At 57.6% G+C, this 25,093-nt stretch carries 26 protein-coding genes; 13 read left to right on the forward strand and 13 right to left on the reverse strand.

The genetic code is table 11. From position 1 onward, the window contains the following. Nucleotides 1-131 precede the first annotated feature (131 nt). From SIB73_RS05455 to SIB73_RS05465, 3 genes are all read right to left on the reverse strand, one after another. Nucleotides 132-1,112: a substrate-binding domain-containing protein gene (locus tag SIB73_RS05455; protein WP_413439738.1), complete on the reverse strand. Its 981-nt coding sequence runs from the start codon at nt 1,110-1,112 to the stop codon at nt 132-134. Between the two features lie 100 nt (nt 1,113-1,212). Beyond that, nucleotides 1,213-1,470: a hypothetical protein gene (locus SIB73_RS05460; protein WP_413402300.1), complete on the reverse strand. Its 258-nt coding sequence runs from the start codon at nt 1,468-1,470 to the stop codon at nt 1,213-1,215. Between the two features lie 70 nt (nt 1,471-1,540). After that, on the reverse strand, nt 1,541-2,428 hold the full coding sequence (locus SIB73_RS05465) for a 3'-5' exonuclease (RefSeq protein ID WP_413402299.1): 888 nt from the start codon (nt 2,426-2,428) through the stop codon (nt 1,541-1,543). A 60-nt stretch (nt 2,429-2,488) separates the two neighbouring features. On the opposite strand from SIB73_RS05465, the gene SIB73_RS05470 reads away from it, so the two are divergent. Next, nucleotides 2,489-2,950, forward strand: coding sequence for a peroxiredoxin (locus SIB73_RS05470; RefSeq protein ID WP_413402298.1), 462 nt, complete (start codon nt 2,489-2,491; stop codon nt 2,948-2,950). Then, nucleotides 2,947-3,693 carry a DUF1350 family protein gene (locus SIB73_RS05475; RefSeq protein WP_413402297.1) on the forward strand — a complete coding sequence of 249 codons (747 nt, stop codon included), beginning with the start codon at nt 2,947-2,949 and terminating at the stop codon, nt 3,691-3,693. The genes SIB73_RS05470 and SIB73_RS05475 overlap by 4 nt, the downstream gene beginning before the upstream one ends. On the opposite strand, the gene SIB73_RS05480 is transcribed toward SIB73_RS05475, so the two are convergent. From SIB73_RS05480 to SIB73_RS05490, 3 genes are all read right to left on the reverse strand, one after another. Further along, complete coding sequence (locus tag SIB73_RS05480; RefSeq protein WP_413402295.1) at nt 3,642-3,812, reverse strand: hypothetical protein; 171 nt, start codon at nt 3,810-3,812, stop codon at nt 3,642-3,644. The two genes, SIB73_RS05475 and SIB73_RS05480, sit on opposite strands and share 52 nt — an antisense overlap. 81 nt (nt 3,813-3,893) lie before the next feature. Next, nucleotides 3,894-5,867 (reverse strand): acetate--CoA ligase, encoded by a 1,974-nt coding sequence (gene acs / locus SIB73_RS05485; protein ID WP_413402294.1) that lies wholly within the window; start codon nt 5,865-5,867, stop codon nt 3,894-3,896. A gap of 157 nt (nt 5,868-6,024) precedes the next feature. After that, a complete protein-coding gene (locus SIB73_RS05490) occupies nt 6,025-6,282 on the reverse strand; it encodes a hypothetical protein (RefSeq protein ID WP_413402292.1) in 258 nt (85 codons plus the stop codon). Here SIB73_RS05490 and SIB73_RS05495 point away from each other — a divergent pair. Then, on the forward strand, nt 6,172-6,825 hold the full coding sequence (locus tag SIB73_RS05495; protein ID WP_413439787.1) for an HAD family hydrolase: 654 nt from the start codon (nt 6,172-6,174) through the stop codon (nt 6,823-6,825). The two genes, SIB73_RS05490 and SIB73_RS05495, sit on opposite strands and share 111 nt — an antisense overlap. Here the strand turns inward: SIB73_RS05495 and sds are convergent. The 5 genes from sds to SIB73_RS05520 are packed head-to-tail and all read right to left on the reverse strand — an operon-like array spanning nt 6,809 to nt 11,317. After that, nucleotides 6,809-7,780: a solanesyl diphosphate synthase gene (gene sds, locus SIB73_RS05500; RefSeq protein WP_413402291.1), complete on the reverse strand. Its 972-nt coding sequence runs from the start codon at nt 7,778-7,780 to the stop codon at nt 6,809-6,811. The two genes, SIB73_RS05495 and sds, sit on opposite strands and share 17 nt — an antisense overlap. Nucleotides 7,781-7,820: 40 nt before the next feature. After that, nucleotides 7,821-8,609, reverse strand: coding sequence for a glutamate racemase (gene murI, locus SIB73_RS05505; RefSeq protein ID WP_413402289.1), 789 nt, complete (start codon nt 8,607-8,609; stop codon nt 7,821-7,823). Next, the gene (locus SIB73_RS05510; protein WP_413402288.1) at nt 8,606-9,697 is read right to left on the reverse strand and encodes an N-acetylmuramoyl-L-alanine amidase; all 1,092 of its coding nucleotides are present in this window, start codon (nt 9,695-9,697) and stop codon (nt 8,606-8,608) included. Before SIB73_RS05510 ends, murI begins: the two co-directional genes overlap by 4 nt. Nucleotides 9,698-9,702: 5 nt before the next feature. Next, nucleotides 9,703-10,524, reverse strand: coding sequence for a carbon-nitrogen hydrolase family protein (locus tag SIB73_RS05515; protein WP_413402287.1), 822 nt, complete (start codon nt 10,522-10,524; stop codon nt 9,703-9,705). Between the two features lie 52 nt (nt 10,525-10,576). Next, on the reverse strand, nt 10,577-11,317 hold the full coding sequence (locus SIB73_RS05520) for a 2-phosphosulfolactate phosphatase family protein (RefSeq protein WP_413406386.1): 741 nt from the start codon (nt 11,315-11,317) through the stop codon (nt 10,577-10,579). 63 nt (nt 11,318-11,380) lie between these two features. On the opposite strand from SIB73_RS05520, the gene SIB73_RS05525 reads away from it, so the two are divergent. Further along, entirely contained in the window at nt 11,381-12,940 is a 1,560-nt protein-coding gene (locus SIB73_RS05525; RefSeq protein ID WP_413402286.1) for a UbiD family decarboxylase, read from the forward strand. Here the strand turns inward: SIB73_RS05525 and SIB73_RS05530 are convergent. Then, the gene (locus SIB73_RS05530; protein ID WP_413402285.1) at nt 12,915-13,916 is read right to left on the reverse strand and encodes an extracellular solute-binding protein; all 1,002 of its coding nucleotides are present in this window, start codon (nt 13,914-13,916) and stop codon (nt 12,915-12,917) included. The genes SIB73_RS05525 and SIB73_RS05530 overlap by 26 nt on opposite strands. A gap of 100 nt (nt 13,917-14,016) precedes the next feature. Here SIB73_RS05530 and SIB73_RS05535 point away from each other — a divergent pair, with 100 nt between their 5' ends. Both SIB73_RS05535 and SIB73_RS05540 read left to right on the forward strand, forming a co-directional pair. Continuing rightward, entirely contained in the window at nt 14,017-14,676 is a 660-nt protein-coding gene (locus tag SIB73_RS05535) for a Fe2+-dependent dioxygenase (RefSeq protein WP_413402283.1), read from the forward strand. A gap of 115 nt (nt 14,677-14,791) precedes the next feature. Then, a complete protein-coding gene (locus tag SIB73_RS05540; protein ID WP_413402281.1) occupies nt 14,792-14,971 on the forward strand; it encodes a hypothetical protein in 180 nt (59 codons plus the stop codon). 123 nt (nt 14,972-15,094) lie between these two features. On the opposite strand, the gene SIB73_RS05545 is transcribed toward SIB73_RS05540, so the two are convergent. Next, entirely contained in the window at nt 15,095-16,756 is a 1,662-nt protein-coding gene (locus tag SIB73_RS05545) for an iron uptake porin (protein WP_413402280.1), read from the reverse strand. 603 nt (nt 16,757-17,359) lie between these two features. Between SIB73_RS05545 and SIB73_RS05550 the strand changes: the two genes are divergently transcribed. The 7 genes from SIB73_RS05550 (at nt 17,360) to SIB73_RS05580 (ending at nt 25,093) form a co-directional block, all read left to right on the forward strand. Beyond that, nucleotides 17,360-17,500, forward strand: coding sequence for a hypothetical protein (locus SIB73_RS05550; RefSeq protein ID WP_186988258.1), 141 nt, complete (start codon nt 17,360-17,362; stop codon nt 17,498-17,500). A 315-nt stretch (nt 17,501-17,815) separates the two neighbouring features. Next, nucleotides 17,816-19,126: a 3-phosphoshikimate 1-carboxyvinyltransferase gene (gene aroA, locus SIB73_RS05555; protein WP_413406384.1), complete on the forward strand. Its 1,311-nt coding sequence runs from the start codon at nt 17,816-17,818 to the stop codon at nt 19,124-19,126. After that, on the forward strand, nt 19,123-20,082 hold the full coding sequence (locus SIB73_RS05560; RefSeq protein WP_413402278.1) for a tRNA (5-methylaminomethyl-2-thiouridine)(34)-methyltransferase MnmD: 960 nt from the start codon (nt 19,123-19,125) through the stop codon (nt 20,080-20,082). The genes aroA and SIB73_RS05560 overlap by 4 nt, the downstream gene beginning before the upstream one ends. Before the next feature lie 232 nt (nt 20,083-20,314). Then, nucleotides 20,315-20,500, forward strand: a complete 186-nt coding sequence (locus SIB73_RS05565) for a hypothetical protein (protein WP_413402276.1) — start codon at nt 20,315-20,317, stop codon at nt 20,498-20,500. Between the two features lie 74 nt (nt 20,501-20,574). Continuing rightward, entirely contained in the window at nt 20,575-21,927 is a 1,353-nt protein-coding gene (gene glmU, locus SIB73_RS05570) for a bifunctional UDP-N-acetylglucosamine diphosphorylase/glucosamine-1-phosphate N-acetyltransferase GlmU (protein WP_413402274.1), read from the forward strand. A 284-nt stretch (nt 21,928-22,211) separates the two neighbouring features. Beyond that, entirely contained in the window at nt 22,212-23,519 is a 1,308-nt protein-coding gene (locus tag SIB73_RS05575) for a diacylglycerol kinase family protein (protein WP_413402273.1), read from the forward strand. After that, nucleotides 23,516-25,093, forward strand: coding sequence for a metallophosphoesterase family protein (locus tag SIB73_RS05580; RefSeq protein WP_413402271.1), 1,578 nt, complete (start codon nt 23,516-23,518; stop codon nt 25,091-25,093). Before SIB73_RS05575 ends, SIB73_RS05580 begins: the two co-directional genes overlap by 4 nt.

Raw genomic sequence — 25,093 nt, forward strand, 5'->3', positions numbered from 1 at the left:
AACATCACACACCCAGACGAAGAGCCCCCTATCGAATCAATAAGGAGTGTTCAAAAGTATCGAAAGTTCGTGGCAAAAATGATGATCCGAATGGTGTCAACCTGTTCGACGCCCGATCAGGAGCCCTGCAGTTACTGACCAATCCTTTCAATGGCTGCCTTCGACTTGCTGAGGATCTCAGCCTCGAGAGGAATCAAACCAAGGTCAGGAAGCTGACTCTGAGCCTCGCTACTGAGCATGAGCTCAAGGGTCGCTTTGATCACCTGGGACTTCTCGCCGTTTCCAGACCTGTAGGCCTTGACCCAGATCAAGGTAACGATCGGATAGGCCCCCTGGGTGGAGGGGTTCGGGTTGCTGCCGGCAAGATTGAAATCCAGATCGATGCCTTGAAGGGCCTTGGCTCCGGAAATCGGGTTGGGTCGGAGGAATTCTCCGTTGTCGTTCTGCAGCGCAGCAGCCCGGATCCTGCCTTTGACATGGGAGAGACCGAGGTAACCGATGGCTCCACGCTTGCTTTCAATGACAGCGGCAACGCCGGAATTCCCTTCAGCGGCGATCACATTGTCGGCTGGCCAGCGAATCAGCGTTCCGGTCCCAAGAGGCCACTGCGAAGAAAACGCCTGCATGGACTGAGCAAAGGAATCGGTGGTGCCAGAGGCATCCGACCGATGCACCCAGGTGAGAGCACCGGGCTCGCAGCCGAGTTGCTTCCAGTCGGTGATTCTGCCGCTGGCCAACTGAACAGCCTGCAGCTGGGTCAGCTTCAGGTCGCAACCGGGCTGGTTGTATCCGAAAGCGATGGCGGCTCCAAACGTGGGGATCTGAACCACGCCACGTCTCACCTTGGCCAGGTCCCTGGGTTGCATCGCGACGTCGGAAACCGTGAAGTCAACTGCCTGCCTGATCAAGGCCCATTGAGCTGCGGCCGAGCCCACCGATCGATAGCTGATCTCAAAACCACCGGAGTTGGCCATCCGGCCGAACCAGGTTCGGTGAAGCCTGGTGGGGAGAGATGAACCGACTGCGATCAGAGATGACTGTGAGGAGGCGGAGACACCGGTTCCGGCAGCGAGCAGGGAGAACAGAACGAGAGCCTGCCTGGCGAAGGCCATCAATGGTCTGCAGCGAAGCGACCTACCCATAGCGGAGAGCAGGCTCGGACAGCTTTCATGAGGCTTGTTCGTGAACGCTCAAGAGCATTTGAACGACGCATCAGGGCTCATGGATGGAAGCTGAAGGCAACCGAGTCGAAGCTGAATAACGCGTCAGCCATCGATTCACGCGCGAGCGTTGACAGGATGGAACCTCCTCCAGCAGATGCGAGAGCTCCAGCGCACCGAGACGCTTCAGTTCGCGTACATCCACATGCCAGAGGCACTCAGCCTCGCGTATCAGGCGAGCCCAGGTCCGCACCTGCTGCCAGCGCTGCAGGCGGGAACGAATGGAAGGCGGATGCCTTGGATGATCCATGCAGTCAGCTTGGCTGGCTGAAGCCCGGCAGCAGCAAACCCACCACGAGGCTTCCGAGTGCTGAAGCAAATCAGGACGCCAGGGGCAATTCAGGATCAACAGGAACAACAGGAAAATCGAGTTTGCCGGCTTCCCTTGCGGACAGTCGCCTGGCCCAGGCTCCTTTCACCGGTTCGTTCCAGCGAAAACCGGCATCCCGGGCGAGATGACGGTCGTCGTAGGAGACCTGAGCGCGCATCAGCTGCCGAGGTTCCAGACCGCACTCGATCAAGTGCTCAAGGTCATCACAGCGCCGGAAGACCTCTGCCAGATAGATGCAGTCAGTTAAAGCACGATGAGCCGCCCAGACAGGGATTTCATAGGCCAGGGCCAGATCGCGCACCGAAGGCCTGGACCGCAGCTGACGATCAGCCGGCCAGCGCATGTCCTCCATGCTGCAGAGCCAGCGCTTGTTAACAGCCGGCAGATGGCCGCGCCCGAACCACTGGCGGTCGAAGGCGGCGTTGTGGGCCACCAGTACGTCGGCAGCATCCAGCAGCGACTGGAGATAGTCGAGGGCGGGCCTCCAGGGCTGGGGCAGGGTGGTCGCGGAAGCGGGGATTCGATTGATGGCCTCCGCAGCATTGGCCTCCACCGGCAGCAGGAACGATTGCTGCGCAAGCACCTGGCGACTGGCGACATCGAAGAGAATCGCGCCCACCTCAAGGCACTCATCGATCTGTGGATCGAGTCCTGTGGTTTCCGTGTCAACAATCAACAGCGTTCCTGCTGCGGCGAAACGATCAGCTTCTGGCTGCGGCGAGGGACTGGTCTCAGGAGACTGCGGAGATTGCCTTGGGAGTTGAGCCGGAGATTGAGGCGGCGAGGCCGTGAAGGGCTGGCCAGCACTCGACGACAGCAGATCGAGCTGACCTGGTACGGATTGGTTCTCCATGCGCAGACCTGCCTCCTGAATCATTCCATTCTCCGTCCTTTATCCACGCTTCCTAAGGTTTCGCCACCAATTCGACTGCTTGGCATGGCCCTCACCGTTGGTGACAGCGTTCCGTCCATCAACCTGGAGGATCACGAAGGCAACAGCTGCGCCATCAGCGAGCGCAACGGGACGCCCTTGGTGTTGTTCTTCTATCCGAAGGACGAGACCCCTGGCTGTACAGCGGAGGCCTGCGGATTCCGGGATTCCCACGAGGAGCTGCAGCAGCTTGGTGCTCAGGTCTGGGGCGTCAGCGGTGACGATCTGGTGAGCCATCGCCGCTTCGCGGAACGCCATCAGCTGCCTTTTCCCTTGCTGAGTGACAGTGATCAACGCCTGCGCCGGGCATTCGGTGTCCCCAAAACCCTTGGCCTGCTGCCATCCAGGGTCACCTATGTGATTGATGGCCAAGGAGTGATCCGGCACGTGTTCAACAACCTGCTCGATGGCCCGGCCCATGTGCGCGAAGCCATTCAGGTGCTGCGTTCGCTGCAACCCAGTCAATGAGCGACTGGGTTCGCTTCCGTGACTGCTGGACCCTCTACCCGCGTCAGCCACGCGGGTTGGTCGAATTCGTGGGAGGCAGCTACCTGGCTGCAACACCGCAGATCAGTTACCGCCGCCTGCTCGAAGGACTGGAGGCCCGTGGCCTCGCCGTACACGCCTGGAGCTATGTGCCTGGGTTCGACCACCAGCTGCAGGCACGCGAAGCCTGGAGTGCCATGCGGGCCTGTCGCAATCGGCTGCAGGATCATCTGGGGCAGCTGCCACCACCTCTGCGCCTTGGCCACAGCCTGGGTTGCAAGCTGCATCTGCTTGCGCCAGATGGAGGACGAAACTGCAGCGGCCTGGTCGCGCTCAGCTTCAACAATTTCACCGCTGACCAGTCCATTCCGCTGCTGGGAGTGGTTGCACCGAGCCTGGGCGTGAGCACTGAATTCAGTCCGAGCCCGAAAGAAACGCTGCGACTGATCGAACGTCAGTACCTGCAGCCCCGCAATCAGGTGGTGCGTTTCAACAGGGACCAGATCGACCAGAGTCTCGATCTGATGAAGGCACTGCGGGCTCGCAGAGGAGACAGCAGCGAATTGCTGAGGCTGCAAGGCGATCACCTCACACCCGCCAGTGCGGGCCTTAGACGACAGTTCCTTGGTGACTGGGCGGAGGGCAACGAAAGGCAGCAACAGGTGAACCGTCTTCAGGACCTGATCACCACCTGGGCGCTGAGCGGCTCCGCCTCCTCTGAATAGATCACTGAATTGGCCTCGGGTTCTCCAAACAGTTCGTCGTCACTGAGTGCCGTCTCGATCAACTCAAGGGGAGCACTTTTTTTGATGATGGCCACTTCGCAACCCCTGAAACGCCACATGCGGAGTGGACTGCATCAGGCGATTCAGGCAGCTGCGGACTCGAAGCGGTGAAGTGGTGGCAGCGACAGCTGACGCCGGGCTCAGGCACGCAACCGGTCGAGCACCGAACGATCCTCAAGGGTGCTGGTGTCTCCGGTGACTTCCTGACCGGCCGCGAGGGCACGCAGGATCCTGCGCATGATCTTGCCGCTGCGTGTTTTGGGCAGGGCATCACTGCAGCGGATCTCATCGGGCCTGGCGATCGGGCCGATTTCCTGACCCACATGGCCCCGCAGCTCCGCAATCAGGGCATCCTCCGGTTCACGACCTGCCTCAAGGGTGACGAAGGCGACAATGCCTTCACCCTTGAGGTCATCGGGACGACCCACAACGGCAGCCTCCGCGACGGCGGGGTGACTGACCAGAGCAGATTCGATCTCCATGGTGCCGAGGCGGTGACCGGAGACGTTGATCACGTCGTCCACACGACCCATCACCCAGAAGTAGCCGTCCGCGTCACGACGGGCACCATCTCCGGCGAAATAGATATGACTGCCGTCAGCGGGACGGATGTGCTCCCAGTAGCTCTCACGGAACCGCTGAGGGTTGCCGTGCACAGTACGCATCATTCCCGGCCAGGGGCGTCGCACCACCAGGTAACCCCCTTCATCAACTCCGACAGAGTTGCCATCGGCATCAACAACATCGGCTTCAATTCCCGGTAGAGGCAAGGTCGCTGAACCTGGCTTGGTCGGCGTTGCACCGGGCAGGGGACTGATCATCACGCCACCGGTCTCGGTCTGCCACCAGGTGTCGATGATCGGGCAACGACCGGAGCCGATTACATCCCGGTACCACATCCAGGCCTCGGGGTTGATCGGTTCACCCACGGTGCCCAGCAGACGCAGGCTGCTCATGTCGTATTGATCAGGCACCTCACGGCCGTTTTTCATGAATGCGCGGATGGCGGTGGGAGCGGTGTAGAAAATCGTGATTCCGTGCTTCTGAATCAGCTCCCAGAACGCTCCGGGCTTGGATGGACGCGGCGCGCCCTCGTACATCACGGTGGTCGCCCCGTTGGAAAGCGGGCCGTAAACGATGTAGCTGTGACCGGTGATCCAGCCCACATCCGCTGTGCACCAGTAGACGTCATCGTCACGGATGTCGAAGATCCACTGGAATGTGAGATGGGCCCAGAGGTTGTATCCCGCAGTACTGTGCACGACGCCCTTGGGTTTGCCGGTGGAGCCTGAGGTGTAGAGCACGAACAGACGATCTTCGCTGGCCATCGGCTCCGCGGGGAAGTCTGCGCTCTGCCCCTCGACCAGCTCATGCCACCACTGATCACGACCTTCGACCATCTCCACGGTCTGCTTGGTGCGCCGCACCACCAGAACGGACTGCACGGTTGGGCAGCTGCCATCGGCAAGCGCCGCATCAACCGCAGGCTTCAGCGCCACGGGCTTGTCCTTGCGGAAACCACCATCAGCGGTGATCACCGCCTTCGCTTCGCCATCGATCAATCGGTCCCGAAGCGCCTCGGCTGAAAAGCCACCGAAAACAACCGAATGAGGGGCACCGATGCGGGCGCAGGCAAGCATGGCGATCGCCGCCTCGGGCACCATCGGCATGTACAACGCCACAAGATCGCCCTTGCCGATTCCCATTGCTTTGAGGGCATTGGCGGCTTTGCAGACCTGGGCATGCAGCTCGCGGTAGGTGAACTGTCGTACGTCACCAGGCTCACCCTCCCAGATCAGTGCCGTTTTGTTGGCCTTCTCGCCCTCGAGGTGCCGATCAAGGCAGTTGTGGGAAATGTTGGTGGTACCGCCTTCAAACCAACGGGCGAAGGGGGCATCCGACCAGTCAAGAACGGTGTCGAAAGGCCTGAACCAGGAGAGTTCCTTGCGCGCCGCATCCCCCCAGAACGACTCTGGATCTCGACGGGCTGCATCGGCCATCGCCTTATAGGCCTCCATACCGCCGATGCGAGCGATTCGGGAGAAGTCGAGAGAAGGCTCGAAAACACGCTGCTCGTCCAGCACGCTTTCGATGGTGGATTTCTCGCTCGTCATCTGGGGTCTGCCTTGTTGCGCCTTGGGCAAAAGATAATTGGCACGGCGCATTCAGACAGAACCTTGGATCAAACCGTTTCGAACCAGCGAACGCCTGAGTTTTCTGGTTCGCCTGGAGCGGGCAACCACAGGTTTTCCAGATCAGAATGAATGGGAGTCAATGATCAGCAATGCCTGAACTGAATGACGACATCGGAGCCTTTCCTGCTGGGCCATCGATCAGTGGCAACGACAGCCATGGGTGTGATCTCTGAATCAGTTCACGACCAAACCCAGGGCCTGCCTGTTTGATCTGGATGGTCTGCTGCTCGACACCGAGCCGCTCCACGCGCTTGCCTGGCAACAGGCTGCACACCATTTCGGCACCGACCTTGCTCCAGATCAGCTGATCAGACTGCAGGGGCGCCGTCGGCACGACAACGCAAAGCTCGTCTGCTCCTGGATGAAGCAGGCGATCACACCGGATCAACTTCTTGCCGTCAGACAGCCCATCGCCAGGCGGCTTCTTCCCGATGCCAGGCCCATGGAGGGAGCGGAATCGCTGGTGCGCACAGCCGAACGTCTTGAGATTGCGACGGCCCTCGTCACCAGTAGCGACCGGGAATCAGTGCGACACAAGATCGGCAATCATCACTGGGTGAATCGGTTGCAGCTGATGATCTGCGGCGACGATCGCGAGCTGAAAGCCGGCAAGCCCGCCCCCGATCCCTTCCTGTTGGGCGCTGCAGGACTGGGGGTCAGACCTGAGGACTGCTGGGCCTTTGAGGATTCCAGAGCAGGATGTGAATCAGCCCTGGCAGCTGGATGCCTGGTCTGGCGACTGCTCAGACAAACTGAGTGCTCCGATCAGCCTGATCCCAGTGCGCAGGAATTATTGAACTCGAACCGGTTGATTGCCATCACTCAACTGATCGAAGCCCAGCGTTGCCTCGAGTCGTTAGTTAGTAAAGGCGACTGAGAACGAAGTCCGGGAGCTCCAGCAATGCGGTTCGATAGGGCGACTCAGGAAGCCAGGTCAGTGCTTCACGGGATTCCTGAGCGAAGGTTTCAGCCAGTTGACGGGTGCGAGCAATCGCATCCGAATCGCGGACCATGCCCAGAGCTTCATCAAGATCACCCTCGTTGCTGAACTCGCGTTCAATCAGAACCCCCATGGCTGGGGTCTTCTCGAGGGCATACAAGGCAGGGGCAGTGAGATAGCCGCTGGAAAGATCACTGGCTGCGGGTTTACCAAGCTGCTGGTCACTGCCTGTGAAATCGAGAATGTCGTCAACCACCTGGAAGGCCAGACCGAGCTGGCGACCGTAGCGATAGAGAGATTCAAGCTGAGGATCGGTACAACCACTGAGAACCCCAGCAGCACGTGCACTGTTGGCGACTAGCGAGGCGGTCTTGCAGTAACTCTTTTCGAGGTAGGTTTCGAAGGTCTGGCCTGTGTCGTAACGGAACAGGCCCTGTTTGACCTCCCCATCGGCCAGATCCATGATCACGCGGCTGAGCAGCTTCACAACATCAAGGTCGTCCAGGTTGGCGAGATGCCAGCTGGCCTGAGCAAAGAGAAAGTCACCGGCCAGAACAGCGACGCGGTGATTGAAGCGGCTGTGGACAGTCTCAACGCCTCTTCTGGTGGCCGCTTCATCGACCACGTCATCGTGAACCAGAGACGCGGTGTGGATCATTTCGGTGATCTCAGCCAAGCGGCGATGGCGGGACGTGAGACCGCCGTCGCTCGCAAGAGCTCTGGAAATCAGCAATACAATGCCCGGACGCAGACGCTTGCCACCGGCACTGAACAGATGCTCGGCTGCTGCCTGAAGAATCGGATGGCCCGCTCCGATCAAACTGCGAAGGTCGCTGAGCAGGATCTCCAGATCCGCCTCAACCGGCTCCAGCAAATCGGTGACGGTGGTCATGAATCCCCTCAGTGAAGAGATCCTAGAAGGCACCGACCTGTCACTGCAGCTGCACCAGCTCAACCCGTGGCCGTTGCCCAAGCCAGGGCGTAGCGCGGTCGGCGAATCCCTCAGGATCATCAGTGACGCAGATGCGGGTTGATCCCAGAGCGAGGGGGTGATCCAGACCTCCGGGCAAAGGCTTCCCGAGCAGTGCGTCAAGCTGACTGGCCACGGCCATTGCAGGATCGATCAAGCGAATGGGCTGCGGCAACAACCGGCTGAGCAACGGCACCAGCAGGGGGTAGTGCGTGCAGCCCAGAATCACCGACTCCACCGAAGCTTCCAGCAGAGGTTGGAGATAACAGGTGGCGGCATCATGGAGAGCTCTGGAATGCAAATCACCGGTTTCAATCAAGGGAACGAATTCAGGACAGGCCTGCTGCACCACCAGCGTTCCCGGACAAAGAGCCTCAATGCTTTCCCGGTAGGCCCCTGATGCCACGGTTGCCGGCGTGGCCAGCACCCCGACCCGGGCTTCACGAACCATCGCCGCGGCAGCACCAATCAGACCCACAACAGGAACACCTGCCTGGCCTTCAGCGACATCTCTGGCCAAGGCATTGGTGGTGTTGCAGGCCATCACCACCGTTGAGATCTGATGCTGGCTCAGCCAACTCACCACCTCTGAGGCAATGGTGCGGATTTCAGCCGCTGAACGACTGCCATAGGGAACACGGGCCGTATCGCCGAGATAAACCACCTGCAGGGAGCCGTGGCGTTCCAGAACCCGACGCAGAACGGTGAGTCCACCCAGACCACTGTCAAACATGCCAAGTCGGATGGTCATCGCACCCCCTGCAGATACTCGAGAATTCCGGTGGCAATGGCCAGTGACAGACGACGTCGATGCGATGCGGTGGCCAACCTCGGAGAATCCAGATTGCCGGTGACAAACCCTGTTTCCACCAACACCGCAGGCATGGTGGTGCGACGGATCACGAAAAAGCGGCCGCGACGCACGCCGCGATTGGGACTTCCCGGAGACACATTCAACACCTGCTGCTGGATATGAGCAGCAAGCCGTGCGGAACGTGGATCGGAGAAATAAAAGGTTTCGATGCCATTCACTTCCGGTCTGGACATGCTGATGGCATTGGCGTGAATGCTGACAAACGCCGTTGCGCCGATTCTGTTGGCAAGCGCCACTCTCGGTGGCAAATCAACATCCACCTCAGCAGTTCGAGTCAGCGTGACTTGAACCCCCTTGGCTTCAAGCAGTCGCGCCACCTGAAGCGAAACGTCAAGAACAATCTCCGATTCGCGAATCCCCCTGATCCCGACAGCGCCAGGATCAGGGCCACCATGACCAGGGTCGATCACCACCCGGTAACGACCACGACGGACACTTGGAAGTCCGGCGGCATTCACAGGAGTGCGGGTGGGCTTGATCCTCACGCCAGCCCAGCGTCCGGGACCCGCCCGATTGAGATCGCCCTCTCCAATGGTGCGCAGACCTCTGGTGGCCAGTCCCTCGAACATCAACTTCCAGCGATCCGGCGAGGTGCCGATCAAACGCAGCTGACCAGGGTCGAGTTCAACCCCGGGCTGGAACTCGATGACCAGGCGGGTGGCTCCGGGGTTGGGCTTGCCGAGACGAACCTCACGGACGGGACCGGAGCCGCGAAGCTTGCGGGGGCGACTCAGTTCGCCGGGGAAATCGATCCAGACCCTGGGCCCGCGTCCGGCTTTACCGGCTTCAAAAAAGGCATTGAGGCGCGCCCCTGTGGCTGTGCGCAATTGCAGAACCCCATCACTACCCAGCGACCAGGCCGCCAGAGCACTGGCCGCCCGAGCAGGCAGGCCCATCACCAGGCCCGCACCCTGCACGACAAGAGCGACCAGCAGGGCGCTGAAACGACGAGATAGCCGAGGCATCGGATTCAGAACGCTGCGGTTCTGCGGTGCTTGAGGCAAGGCATCTGAGCACGGATGCGCTCAAGATGATCCAGGTCCACCGGCGCAACGGCTGCGCCGGGACTCACACCGGCATCAGCCAGCACTGTTCCCCAGGGGTCAATGACCATCGAGTGGCCATGGTTCTGCCGTCGCCCTGCATTGAGACCTGTCTGTGCGGGAGCAAGCACATAGGAGGTGTTTTCAATCGCACGGGCCTGGAGAAGAACCTGCCAGTGGTCCTTACCCGTGAAGGCCGTGAAAGCGGCGGGAATCATCAGCAACTCAGCTCCTGCCTCGATCAGTTCTCGGTAGAGCTCAGGGAAGCGCACGTCGTAGCAAATCGACAGCCCCACCCGACACAGTCCAGGCACATCCACAACAGGTGGTGGAGTCGTGCCTGGCCTGAAAGAAGCCGACTCCCTATAGGAACTGCCGTCTGCCAGGTCGACATCGAAGAGATAGATCTTGTCGTAACTGGCCAGGATCTGACCATCGCGTCCAACCAGCTGGGCCCGCTGAAAGGTGTGAGCACCGTCTCCGACGGGAACGGGATATCCGCCGCCCATGATCACCACCTGGTAGCGACGCGCCATGGTGACCAGGAACCTGGTTGCCTGTTCCGCCAGAACAGGCGCAAGTTCCAGCCGCAGTGAATCCTCTCCGAGAAAAGCAAAATTCTCGGGAAGTCCAATCAACTCAGCTCCACGTCGTGCTGCAAGGTCGATCTGTTCCTCTGCAGCACTGAAGTTGCTCTCCGGGTCGGAACTGCTAGTGAGTTGCACGGCCGCCGCCAGGAAATCACGCACAGAGGTCAGTATTCAGTCGATGGAATGGTATGGCTGAAGAGCGCTTCGCGCTTCAGACACGAACGGCTCGTAAAACACCGGGTTCAACCTGGGTCGGGACGACGTGAATCTGATCCAGACCGGAACAGCAGCTGAAATCAGCATCGTGATCACCGATCCCGATCAACCGTTGACCGTGCGAAGCAACGCGAAGGCAGGCTTCAGGATCATGCTTCCACTGATTCCAGAGAGCCAGTGCCGCCTGGAGTTCATCATTGGCCACTGCAGCTCCGGCAGCAACAAGCAGCTCTCCGATTGCTCCGGCAGCAAGTGAATCCTCGAGGGAATAGGTCCCTTCCCAACCACTGCCGAGGATGACGATCCGCTGGTGCGCTCCTGCCAGCAATCGCTCGGCAACAGCGCGTCTGTTGGGCAGAGCTGCCGTGACAACGCAGGGCACGTCGCGGACCCGCTGCAGAGCGCGGGTGCCGTTGGTGGTGCTCATCAGCAACCGTTTGCCCTTCACCAGCTCAGGGGTCACGGCGACGGGGGAATTACCCAGGTCGAAACCCTCCAGCATGCAGCCCCCCCGCTCTCCCAGAAGCAGACGCGAATGGTCGGGCCAGAGCTTTGCCTGCGCTCGCAGTTCATCGAGATCAGCGAACGCCTGCACCGCCTCGGCACCATTGTGCAAAGCCCAGGCGATCGTGGTTGTGGCACGCAGAACATCAATCACGACAGCTGCATCCGGACCGTCTGCGGAACCGACCGTGTCGGGAACATGCGCGGCCGCATGGAAATAGGAAACCTGCATGGCCACACTCACCGTCAGCGTGCGTCACAGTACCGGGATCACCCCTGCTGAGGTGGCCTCCAGATGTCTCTGTTCCGCCCCGGTCCCGGCACACGGGATCTGCGTGCCTTCATTCAGCTGCTGGAGGAGCGGGGACAGCTCAAACGGATCACGGCACCGGTGGATCCTGATCTCGAATTGGCGGCGATCGCCGATCGAGTCCTGGCCAGCGGAGGCCCTGGGCTTCTGTTCGAGAACGTGATCGGATCCTCAATGCCGGTGGCGGTCAACCTGCTCGGGACCGTGGAGCGGGTCGTCTGGAGCATGGGGCTCGAACATCCGGAGCAGCTGGAGGATCTGGGTGAGCGACTTGCGCTGCTGCAACAGCCACGCCCACCCAAGGGGCTGGGTGAAACCAAGAAATTCGCACGTGTTTTCTGGGATCTGGTGAAGGCAAGACCGGACAGAGATCTTTTGCCTCCATGCCGTCAACAGGTGTTTGAAGGCGATCAGGTCAACCTCGACAACATCCCGCTCATTCGTCCCTGGCCTGGTGATGCCGGAGGCGTCATCACTCTCGGACTGGTGATCACAAAGGACCCAGAGACCGGCGTACCGAACGTGGGGGTGTATCGGCTGCAGAAACAGTCGGTCAACACCATGACCGTGCACTGGCTGAGCGTGCGCGGGGGCGCTCGCCATCTGCGCAAGGCGGCTGCACTGGGACAGAAGCTGGAGATCGCCATCGCCATCGGTGTTCATCCACTGCTTGTGATGGCGGCAGCAACACCGATCCCGGTGCAACTGAGCGAATGGCTGTTCGCCGGGATCTACGCCGGAGAGGGTGTCAGGCTAAGCCCCTGCAAGACGGTTGATCTGAAGGTACCCAGTCACAGTGAGGTTGTTCTGGAAGGAACCATCACACCTGGAGAGGTGATGCCTGATGGACCCTTCGGCGACCACATGGGTTTCTACGGGGGAGTGGAGGACTCACCGCTGGTGCGTTTTCACTGCATGACTCAGCGCAAGGATCCAATCTTCCTCACCACTTTCAGCGGTCGACCTCCGAAGGAGGAGGCCATGCTCGCCATTGCGCTCAACAGGATCTACACGCCGATCCTGCGTCAGCAGATCCCTGAGATCAAGGATTTCTTCCTGCCGATGGAGGCACTGAGCTACAAACTCGCGGTGATCTCAATCGACAAGGCCTATCCAGGCCAGGCGAAGAGAGCTGCAATGGCTTTCTGGAGCGCGCTGCCTCAGTTCACCTACACCAAGTTCGTGGTTGTGGTCGACAGCCATATCAATGTGCGCGATCCACGCCAGGTGGTCTGGGCGATCGCCGCCCAGGTGGACCCACAGAGAGATCTGTTCACTCTGGAAAACACACCGTTTGATTCACTCGACTTCGCCAGCGAACAACTCGGTCTCGGTGGACGACTGGCAATCGACGCTACAACCAAGGTTGGGCCGGAAAAAAATCACCCCTGGGGCAAACCTCTGAGCAGACCAGACGATCTGGAACAACGTGTCACGGATCGTCTGGACGAACTCGGCTTAACCGATATCAGCAACAGAGAGCCGAACCCTGAACTGTTCGGCTATCTGCTGGATCAACTCATTGCCAACCGGCCTGGGCCATGAGCTGAATGGCCTTGGGATTAAGAGCACTCAACTGAGAAATCGACACATTATCTGGGGTGAACTTGGTCATCCCTTTCAGATACGTTGATCCCCCAACTCCTGTTAAAGGGAATTCAAAGGTGGGGCCGGCAATCCCCCTGCTGCCATTGGGAGAGGCCAGGAACTCAATCAGCTTGACTGCAGCTGTTTTATTTTTGGCATATTTGGAAACTGCTGCGGCGCTGATATTCACATGCGCCGGATCGGGCATGACAATTTTCACCTGATTACCAAGTTTCTGATCCTTGGCTCCATTGATACCCGCACGCATGCGAGCGAGATAATAATGATTCACCACCCCAACACCACACTTGCCCTGAGCAACAGCTCGAATCAAAGCGATGTCACCAGGGAAATATGGCTGAGAAACATTGGAAATCATGCCCTTCAGCCAGGCTTTGGTGTTAGCTTCTCCACGAATTGCCAGCTGATCAGCAACCAATGACTGGTTGTAGACATTTTTACGATTACGCAGGCAAACTTTTCCTTTCAAATCAGGAGATGCAAGCTGAGCGTAAGTCTTGACCTGGGAAGGTTTGACCTGGTTTGGGTTGATGACAATCGCACGAACCCGTCTAGCGATTCCGAACCAACGGTTGGAGGGATCTCGATATCGAGCTGGGACATCTGAATTCAGCTTCGAAGAATTGATTGGCTGAAATAAACCTGCCTTGGCGGCATTGTTGATCCTGGCGGCATCAACAAGAATGATCACATCAGCTTTGGTATTGCTTCCTTCGCGCTTGAGCCGCTCAACCAAAGAAATACCGGAAGCTTCGATCAAGCGAACTTTGATTCCGGTTTGATCAGAGAATGCCTTGTAACTCTGCCTGTCGGTATTGTAATGACGGCCTGAATAGACACGAACTTCTTCAGCGTGCGCGGCGGCCGTCAACAGAGACAGTGACGCAAGCAAAGGAAATGCAAGCAGCTTCATAAAACACAAGAACCCCTCTGAGGTTGTCTGCGAAAAACCGAAACGTCTCGCCAACACGATACCAAGCTACTGCTCATTTAATACAAAAACGTCGTTTTCAATGAATCACATCAAGCTTGAGCTCTTCAGTTCAGACCAGTGCAAGGCACTTCTAGAGAAGGTCAGTCACGCTGAATGGATTGATGGCAGAGCAACGGCTGGTGCCCAGGCCAGGTCAGGGAAAATCAATGAGCAGATTGCTCAGACATCACCGGTCAGAGAGGAGATTCATCGTCTGGTGCAGGACGCTATGTGGGCTAATCCAGCCATCAAAAGCTTCTGTGTACCAAGGAAACTGCATCGATTGCTGATCAGCAGAACAAAATCCGGAGGTGGATATGACAGTCATGTCGATAATGCTTACATGAGCAGCGGCAGAAGTGATCTTTCCTTCACTCTTTGCCTGTCTGATCACCAGGCATTCACAGGCGGAGCCCTGGAAGTCGATACCATTACAGACTCATTGCAGCTGGAATTGAAGCAGGGGGAGATTGTGATTTACCCAAGCTCAAGCATGCACCGGGTCAAGCAGGTGAGCAGTGGTGAGCGAATTGTTTGTGTGGGATGGATTGAAAGTTATTTGAAAAATGAAGGCGATCGCGTCACTCTTTTTCAACTCGATACCGGAGCCAAAGGATTGCTTGCCAAGCACGGACGAAGTGATGAGCTGGATCTCGTGTTTCTTGCGTATACGAATTTACTGCGATCACTGGGCACGTGAACAACACACGTGAAACGACTTAGAATTGATGGAGCCTATATAAACGGTGGTTTTTGGGATGAAGAGGTCAACTCTTTCCATTTTTCTCGCTGGTGCTGCTGCACTGAGCAGCCAAATGGCAGATCCAGCTGCTCTCGCTGATACCAACCCCATGGGTGGTGGGTTGCAGGAGTGGAACACAGATCAGAACATCGACGCTGAAGCCAAGAAGGATGCAGACGCAAAGAAAGCAGCTGAAAAAGCTGCACAGGAAGACGTCTGCGTTCCGATTGGAGAGGGCGAAAACTGCTGGTAATCAGGCCAGACATTCGCAATCAAGATGAAGGAGGCCGGAGAGCCTCCTTTTTTTATTGGATTTATGAAAGCAAAAAAAAGCTCCCTCAAAGAGGGAGCCTGTAGAAGAATCAACCGATCTGAATCAGAAACGGAAGGTTGTTTTCACGAGGTAGCCAAAAGTATTGAATCTCTCAGCACCGTCACCGCCGTACCTAGGAGCTGAACCAGTCAGTTCACCGAAGGGACGTGAGACATAGAAAATGGCAGGTGTCACAGCGATGTTGTCGGTGACTTGGAACTGGTAATACAGCTCCATTGCATAGTTGCCATCATCGGGAGTGCCTTCTTCTCGCTCAGTCTCGAACTGAGGCTGGCCGATGGCGAAACCGAGCAGGTTTCCGCGCATGAAGGCATCTCTCCAGTTCAAACCTACAGTCCAGGCTTGTGAGGTCTGCTTTTCACGCAGGTCTCTCTTGAAATTGTTAGCAGGGAAATTGACATCTTTACCGTTGAATGATGTCAGATCCCAACCTAGAGAGATGCTGGGAACCCAGCTGGACTCGGAAGGCTGCCACCATGCACGCAAAGCAACAGCATTAGCGTCCTTAAAGCCACGTGAGACAGCTTGGTCATCACCACCAACGACTGTGGTACCAGAGCCGAGAGGAGTGCCGTAACCGACAGTCATGCCATCCTGAACATAGGCATAACCAGCGTTGATGTTCCACTGAGGACCGCCATAGCCCACCTGTGCAACAAACTTACCTCCTGAGGTGTTGGTCATAATGCCACCACCTTTTCTGGGATTGCCTTTCGCACCGTTTTTGGCGGTGTAGTTCAAAGCAACAGTAAACTTTGGATCGAAAGGATCATTTTTACTGTTGGGCTTCCAAACGATACCCGCACCAGGTGAGGTACTGGCGCCGTAAACACCGTAGTAACCGCCGAGTTTGAAGTCCTTGAGAATTTCGCGATACACACTGGCAGGAGCACCAAGCATGTAGTAGTTCTCAATCTTGGCTCCCAGGTAAACCTGGAAGTCAGCGCCAAGTGGGAACTGGTACCAGAGCTTGTCAACCTTGAGGGCATCGCCTGTTGACTTGGCAACGCTCAGCTGGGTGATGTTGCCGGTGTAACCCTTACCAGAGAAGGCGTTCTTGTTGAAGTTACCTGCACGCAGGCGGGTGTACAAAAGATCCTTTCCGGTGAAACTGGTATTCAGATTCAACGTGGCCCGATAGTTGAACGTGAAGGCGTCTTGACCACGGTATTCAGGGCCTTCGCCGAGGTCGTAGTCCTCACCTCCGTAACTAACACCACCGGTGACGAAATCGACCTTTCCTTTCAGCTTGGTGGTGGTGGAGAACTGGGTTGCTTCCAGTTCACCGACGCGGGCCTCCAGACCGTCAACACGGCCCTTGACGATGGCGAGCTCCTTCTCGAACTCCTTCATCAGACGCTTGAGCTCGTCGGTCACTTCAGTGACGCGGTCGAGACAGGCGTTGAGCAGCGCGGCCGCTTCAAAGCGTGTCATCGCACGGTTGCCGCGGTAGGTGCCGTTGGGATAACCCGCGACACAGCCGTAGCGCTCAATCAGGTTGCTGAGTGCCTGATAGGCCCAGTCAGTCGGATAGACATCGGAGAACTGGGTGATGCTGGTGACCTGATCCACAGCAACCGCGTCCTGGGAAACGGGGGCGTAGTCAGAAACACCGGCAACATTCATTTCAGTTGCGCCAGCAGCCACAGGAGCCAGCAGGCCCAGGGCAGCGGGGGCAACAAGCAGTTGCTTGAACAATTTCATTGATCCTCACACCAATAAAAGAGGAAGAGGCAATTGCCTCTCACCGTATTAAAACGCACAGACAGCGACTTCGCTACCTGAAAACAGCAAGCATCACAGGCAGCTCAGGGCCGGCGACACGAAAAAACCATCCAGAGAGGAAATCAACCAACGCCACTTCGGCACTCAACGCACAAGCCGACAACGGCTCCAGCAGCTAGGACGCATCCTTCAGAGCCGCGGATAGGCCCGAAAACCCCCTGATCAAACCCTCAAAACCATTGGCGTTACTACATCAAGCAAGAACAAACCAACACCGCCAAAACATCAAAGGCCGCAGGCGCGGCAACAGATGGACTCCCCATTCAGTCAATCACTGCAAGGTCCTAGGGGAGGCCAGTACAGCAATTCTGCCAAATTACAAACCGGCCACCCGCGTGACAAACGCGACTACCGCCGGTACCAAAGAACGCTGTTTCCGCATTCGGACTCAGGCCAGCGGCTTTAAATCCGCCTGCAAAGCAATTGGGGGGCGCCCAGGCTCATTGATCACCCTGCAGCGCATCAGAACTTCGACCGACCCATAAAAACCATCCATAAATTGATCAGAGCTAATGCGAAATCATGGACGTAGCGCACGAACTGCATCGTCAACAACTCATCAAGGCTTACAACAACGCGGTGAAAAGAAAGGATTGGCAGGCTGCTCGAAACTATCGCGACGAACTCAACATTCTCATAGCGAAAAAAGTTGCGTTGTCTTGAAATTCAATTCAATCAAATTCTCTAAATTGCAGAAAATTTGAAAATTTCATAATAATCGAACTTATTGAATCACAACTATATTTCTATTCTAAAATTTAACTTTTCATTATTATTAAGAATGTTGATGATTCGGATTAAGGGATTGGTGAATTTGATTCAAGACGCGTTTCACAACAGTGGTAATAAAAATTGTCTGCGGGATCTGAAGCCATTCGGACAAAAATGATGACTTGAATCGGCATCAGCCCGCGAACTGATGCTGGATCAAGCGACTCATAGAATTCGACCACCAAGAGATGGAAGAACGTGCCGGTAATCACAGGAGATGTCCGCCAACTGAGATCCGGCGGAACTCTTAGTGGTCACGTGAGGGTTCCCGGAGACAAATCGATCTCTCACAGGGCATTGCTCTTTGGAGCCATAGCTGAGGGCAGAACCACGATTGAGGGATTGCTTCCTGCAGAGGATCCAATCAGTACGGCGTCCTGTCTTCGAGCGATGGGAGCGGACATCAGTCCTGTCGCCGATGGTGAGCTCATCACCATTGATGGCGTTGGCCTGGATGGTCTGAAGGAACCGAGTGAAGTGCTCGAGTGCGGAAATTCCGGCACAACCATGCGACTGATGCTTGGACTACTGGCAGGACTGAATGGCCGACATTTCGTGCTCAGCGGTGATGCTTCCCTCAAGCGGAGACCGATGCAGCGTGTTGGGCAACCGCTCTCGATGATGGGTGCGGAGGTGCGCGGTCGCGGTCAGGGAAATTTCGCCCCTCTGGCAGTTCAGGGACGCAAGCTGCGCGGTGCTGTTGTCGGCACACCCGTCGCCAGTGCGCAGGTGAAATCCGCCCTGCTGCTTGCCGCCCTGACTGCGGATGGCAACAGCACGGTGATTGAACCTGCCCACTCCCGTGATCACAGCGAACGAATGCTGAAGGCCTTTGGTGCCGATCTGGATGTGGGTGGAGAAATGGGCCGTCACATCACCGTTCGACCGGGTGCGCGGTTGAAGGGTCAGCATGTTGTGGTTCCGGGTGACATCAGCTCAGCAGCGTTCTGGCTGATCGCAGGCGCTCTGGTACCCGGAGCTGATCTGACCGTTGAAAATGTGGGTCTGAATCCGACCCGCACAGGAGTGCTGGAAGTTCTCGATCAGATGGGAGCGAAGATCGAGGTGCTCAATCAGCGTGATGTGGCAGGAGAACCGGTGGGGGATCTGCATGTCACGCACGGATCACTGGAACCCTTCCAATTCGGGGAGGAGATCATGCCGCGTCTGGTGGACGAGGTCCCGATCCTGAGCGTGGCGGCATGCTTCTGCGACGGCGAAAGCCGGATCACTGGCGCGGCGGAACTGAGAGTGAAAGAAACAGACCGACTGGCGGTGATGGCTCGCCAGCTGAAACACATGGGAGCCGACATCGAGGAGCACCCCGACGGGCTAACCATCCGTGGAGGCAGGCCTCTGAAAGGCGCACAACTCGACAGCGAGACCGACCACCGCGTCGCCATGAGCCTTGCGGTGGCTGCCCTGATGGCCAAGGGAGATTCAACACTGGCGCAAAGCGAAGCCGCCGCCGTCAGTTACCCAACCTTCTGGAACGATCTCGAGCGACTGCAACGTTGAGGCATCCGCTTGGAGAGCTCAGGGCGATCGAAACCGCAGACGGAAGTCTGAGTCTTCACAGTGATCATTTTGATGAAGCGTTTCACAGCTCCACAGGAGCTCTTGAGGAAGCGGAGGCGAAATTTGTCAGACCCGCTGAGCTGGAAACCTTCTCACAACACAGTGAACTGAAGCTGCTCGATGTCTGCTTCGGAATGGGATACAACAGCGCAGCCATCATGCGTTCACTCCCACCAGCCAGCCATCCCAGATTGCAGTGGTGGGGGCTGGAGCTGGATCCACGTCCTCTGGGATGGGGCCTGGGCCACAAACCGTTCCGTGAGCTCTGGCCCAGTGGCGTGCTCCAGCGACTTGAACAACTGCAGAGAAGCGGCAGATGGTGCGACAGGGGCGGCCATGGATCAATGCTGTGGGGCGATGCGCGCCACAACCTCAAAAAGCTGCCAGGAGGTTGCCAGCTTGACCTGATCCTTCTGGATGCCTTTTCTCCAGTGCACTGTCCTCAGCTCTGGAGTGAGGAGTTTCTCGCTGCTCTGGCCAGTCGACTTGCACCGGGAGGGCGCTTGTTGACCTACTGCAGAGCAGCTGCCGTCAGAAGCAGTCTGAGGCGTGCAGGCCTGACACTTCGCTCATTGCTGCCGGCAAAAGGAGAACGAGCGGAATGGAGCTCAGGCACTCTGGCCCTGAAACCACGAACCAACAAAGCGTTGGCCGCTGAGGGGCCAGGCTGGACTTCACTGAGTGCCATGGAAGAGGAACATCTGAACACGAGAGCTTCAGTGCCCTATCGAGATCCCCATGGCGATGATGAGGCCGTAAGCATCCAGCGGAGGCGCGAGCTCGAGCAGCAGTCCTGTGATCTTGAGAGCACCAGCCTCTGGCACCGCCGCTGGCGATCGCATGTGCTCACGAACAGACCTAGTACAAGACCTGAATCTGATGACAAACAGCGATGAGAGGTTGGGATTTGAGTGCCGAAGCGACATCAACAACGGGTTGAACAGACAGGAAAAAATGATCTGATCAAACAGTTTTCGGGGTCTGCATCAACCTTTGCCGGTATGAAAAACAAGGCAGAGGGTGAAATCTTGATTGTCTTTTCTGTTGATTCACAATGGGGAATTCAAGACATCGTCGATTTCGGGCCCATGAAGGTTCAGGCTGAATGCAGTGATGTGCATTTCTGCCATGACTTTCACTCTGTCCGGCTTCGACGCCTGGACATTTCAGATCGTTTTTTACGGCAGTCTTCTGGTTCTCGAAGCCCTGCATGGCGACGACCGCCTCAGCACAGTTCTTCAACCCATGGACTGCACCCGCCAACGGGCCCACGCCCTGATTCGCCAACCCAGTTGCACTCTGGTCGGCCGCTGAAGAGGTCAGGAACCTGACCGCTGGGCGGAATCCACCACATCCCGATAGATTCCGCCCGATTCGCATCGCTGTTCATGCTCGCTGTCGCTGTTCTGGCCGCAGGCAAAGGCACCCGCATGAAGAGTTCATTACCGAAGGTGCTGCAGCCGCTGGCTGGCGCAACCCTGGTGGAACGGGTTCTTGCCAGCGCCGGCAATCTGAGGCCTGAGCGACGGATCCTGATCGTTGGACATCAGGCTGATCGTGTTGAGCAGCAGCTCAGCCACATCAACGGGCTCGAATTTGTGCTGCAGGATCCCCAGAACGGCACCGGTCATGCCGTGCAACAGCTGCTCATGCCTCTGCAGAACTTTGAAGGAGAGCTTCTTGTTCTGAACGGTGATGTTCCCCTGCTGCGTGCGGAAACCATTGATCAGCTGGTGGCGAGTCACCGAAGCAGTGGAGCGGATGTCACGCTGCTGACGGCCCGTCTGGAGGATCCCAGCGGCTACGGGCGTGTTTTCGTGAAGGCGGATGGCCAGGTCAGCGCCATCATTGAGCATCGCGACTGCAGTGAGGAACAACGCTGCAACAGCCTCACCAATGCCGGTATCTACTGCTTCAACTGGCGCAAGCTTGCAGCCGTGCTCCCGACGCTGAGCACCGACAACGATCAGGGCGAGCTTTATCTCACCGACACCGTTGGCATGTTCGATCGTGCCATGCATCTTGAAGTGGACGATGCCGATGAAGTGAACGGCATCAACAACAGACGCCAGCTGGCTCAATGCGAAGCCCTGTTGCAGCAGCGCCTGAAAGAGCACTGGATGGATGAGGGTGTCACCTTCATTGACCCGGACAGCTGCAGCCTGAGCGAAACATGCCGGTTCGGCCGGGATGTGGTGATCGAACCTCAGACGCATCTGCGTGGTTCCTGCCGGATCGGTGACAACTGCCGACTGGGCCCTGGCAGCTTTCTGGAAAATGCGGTGCTGGGCGAAGGCGTCACTGTGCTGCACTCGGTAGTCATCAAGGCCGAAGTGGGAAACAACACGGCTGTCGGACCATTTGCTCACCTGCGGCCCGATGCTGCAGTCGGTGATGACTGCAAGATCGGCAATTTCGTGGAGGTCAAGAAGAGCACCATTGCCAGCGGCAGCAAGGTGAACCATCTCAGCTACATCGGCGATGCCGAGCTGGGAACCAATGTGAATGTCGGTGCTGGCACCATCACTGCCAACTACGACGGCGCCAACAAACATCGCACTGTGATCGGCGACGGCAGCAAAACAGGTGCCAATTCAGTGCTGGTCGCACCGATCAAGCTTGGCAAGCAGGTCACCGTGGCCGCAGGTTCGATACTCACCAAGGATGTCGGGGATGGAGCTCTGGCGATTGGGAGGGCCAAACAGACGATCAAAGAGAACTGGTCAGGAGCCAAGCCATAGGGGGCAGGCGACCGGGTGATGCCTCGCTGGCAATCTGCACCAGCGAAAAGTCTTCCGACCTGCGTTGCGACTGGAACCGGGGAAGCACTCTGCCGAGGATCAATCTCAGCACTATCGGGATCTGTCGGATTTAGTCGTGAGCTGACGTGGAAGGTCTGGTCCACTATTAACAGAGAAGACCTCAATGGCTCACTGCCGTCAGTCGAGCCGGAAAGGCTGTCAGGTCAGGTCGGTGAACTCCAGGCCAACCATGTCCAGACACCAGACAACTCACCTGAGCATCGATGCCGTCGAAAATTGTTCTCAATGCCGACCTGAACGTTTGTTCGGCGCTCAGAACCTGGATCCTCAACAACGCTGCGGTTCTCAAAGGTTTCGAACTTCTCGTCGCTGAGGATGTGCTTGAGCTGATGACCAGCGGCGGAAGCCTCGACGATCTTGCTGTCACGGCATCGCGTGCCATCACTGAAGGAGGTGATATCGAACTGGCCGCAACGATCATCAACGGCGAAATCAGCGGCCTCGTCCATTTCCCATCCCCAGGCGGTGAAAGAGCCGGGGACGTGCTCTCCGAACCACTCCTGCGGGCAGCACTGCTCAACAACCTGCCCATCGCGCTCAATCCCGCCACCGCGTCGGCAATCCTTCGGGGCATCAAGGGAAGTCGTCGAGGATTTCTGATTTTCAACCCCATTTCAGGACAAGGCGATCCCAACGCCGAACTCGCCGAGATCCGCAACTACCTCGAGCCCCAGATCATGCTTGAGGTGTGGATGACCAAACCCGGTGTCGATCCGAGCGTGCAGGCACAGGAACTGATCAGGGAGATCAACGCCTTCGATCAGGAGGGGCAGGGTAAATCGCTGATCATTGCCTCCGGTGGTGATGGCACAGTGGGTGCCGTCGCCAGTGCACTGCGAGGCACCGACATTCCTCTGGGCATCATTCCCAGGGGCACAGCCAACGCCTTCTCGGTCGCGCTGGGAATTCCAACGTCCGTCAAGGCCGCCTGCACCAATCTGATTCTCGGCAACACGCGCCTTGTGGATGTTGCGCTCTGCAATGACAAGCCGATGATCCTGCTGGCAGGACTTGGCTTCGAAGCCGGCATGGTCAACAAAGCCAGCCGTGAACTGAAGAACATGCTGGGGCCGATGGCCTACATCTTTTCGGGAGCCCGGCAGTTGGTGGAACAGCAACCCTTCACGGCCGAATTACTGATCGACGGCGAATCAACGGAAGTGAATGCCAGTGCCATCACCGTGGCCAATGCAGCCCCCGCAACATCAGTCATGGCACAGGGCTTCGGTCAGGTGATCCCCGATGACGGCCAACTGGAGGTGATCATCGCTTCACCAAGAGGGCGGATGGGCGGCTTCTCGGTGTTGTCCAGCCTGGCGAAATCAGCAGTGCTGAAAAACAGTGCCAGCAATGCCGATATCTTCTGCACACGCACACATCAGCTGAGCGTGACCCTCCCCAAGCCGCAGACCATGGTCATTGATGGTGAGATCGAGGAAACCGACCACATGACGGTGTCCGTGATCCCCGATGCACTGAAAGTCATCGCACCAATCCGCCTCAGCCCTTGAATCTCGCCAGCGACCCGCCGATTGAGCGCAAGATCATGCGCATGGAACACCGCGTCCGCTGGCAGCATCCGGCGATCAGGGAGCGAGGGATCGATCAGACACGACTGGTGATCGATCCTTCCGGAGGCCACAGAACAAAACACGACGCGTTTCACTTCCTGGTGCTCGGCGACAGCGGAACAGGTCGCCATCGACGGCACAGCCCTCCGCGTCACATCGCCGAGCGTCTGCTCCCTCACAAAAACAAGGCCGCCTTCCTGCTGCACACAGGAGATGTGGTGTATCTGGTGGGCGCCGCGGCCCAGTACCGCAACAACTTCATTCGCCCTTACCGGGAATGGCTCTGTGGAGGAGAGAACTGGGAAAGCATCACTCCGCAGAACCTGCTGTTCAACCAACCCTTTCTGCCGGTGCTCGGCAACCACGACTATTACGATCTGGCCCCGATCATCTCGGCACTGGCCGGACTGACCCTGCCCCTGCGTCGCTATCTGCAGTGGTTTCACGATGTCGATACCGGATGGCGCGGTTCTGATCAGGGGGGCTGCTTTGCCCATGCCTTCATGGATGTGCTGTCGGACGTGCCCAGCAGCCGCTTGGCTGACCATCTCGACCGTCACTACACGGCTGAATGGGATGGTCATCGTTGCCTGAGCTATCAACCCGGTCATCACACAAGTCTTCCGAACCGCTACTACCGGTTTCGTCATGCCGGTGTCGACGTTTTCGCGCTTGACTCCAACACCCTGATTGCACCGGTGAGTGGTCAGGATGACCGTGTCCGGCTGCGACAACAGCTGAAATCCCTTGAAGACGAACAGGCTCACTGCCTCAAGGCGCTTTCCCTCAAAGCAAGCGACGAGAATCAACGCGATGGACTGATGGATGACCTCGAAACGCTCCAGGAGGAAAGGCTGGATCTGCAACGGAGGCTTCAGCACCACACCGCTGTGGACGGCGAGCAACTGAAATGGTTGTGTGAGGGACTGATCGAATCCCATCGTGATCCGGATGCCCGCGGCCGGATCCTGACCTTGCATCACCCGCCTTACGTGACGGAGAGAACCAAATGGGCTCAGGCCGACGCGCTGGCGATCCGAAACCGACTGCGCAACGTTCTCGATGATGTGAACACAGCTCTTGGCAGACACAGCCGTAATCACCGAACCGTTGATCTCGTACTCAGCGGTCATGCCCATTGCCTCGAGGTCTTGCGAACTCATGACACCGGCCACGGCGATTCATTCACCAACTGGGTTGTCTGCGGAGGCAGCGGCTACAGCCTTCGCGATCAACGGGGACAGGGACCTGACCTGACCGAAGCACGGGACAACGGAGAACAGCGACTGGTTGCCAGCAGTGACCTCTACGTGGGAAGAAACTGGGCTGATTGCGATGGCGGCAAGGCGTACAGCGCCCTGCGAGTCGACATCAGCGAGGGATGTCCTCTGAGGATTCAACTGACTCCGCTGATCTCCAATCGTGAGGACAATGGCTGGAATGAGGTCACCATGGATCCGATTGAATTGCTGCAGACAGATCAGCTCAAACCAATGAGCTCAACAGCTGAATGA

The sequence above is a fragment of the Synechococcus sp. MIT S9509 genome (assembly GCF_047303035.1).
In the GTDB taxonomy this organism is placed as follows: domain Bacteria; phylum Cyanobacteriota; class Cyanobacteriia; order PCC-6307; family Cyanobiaceae; genus Synechococcus_C.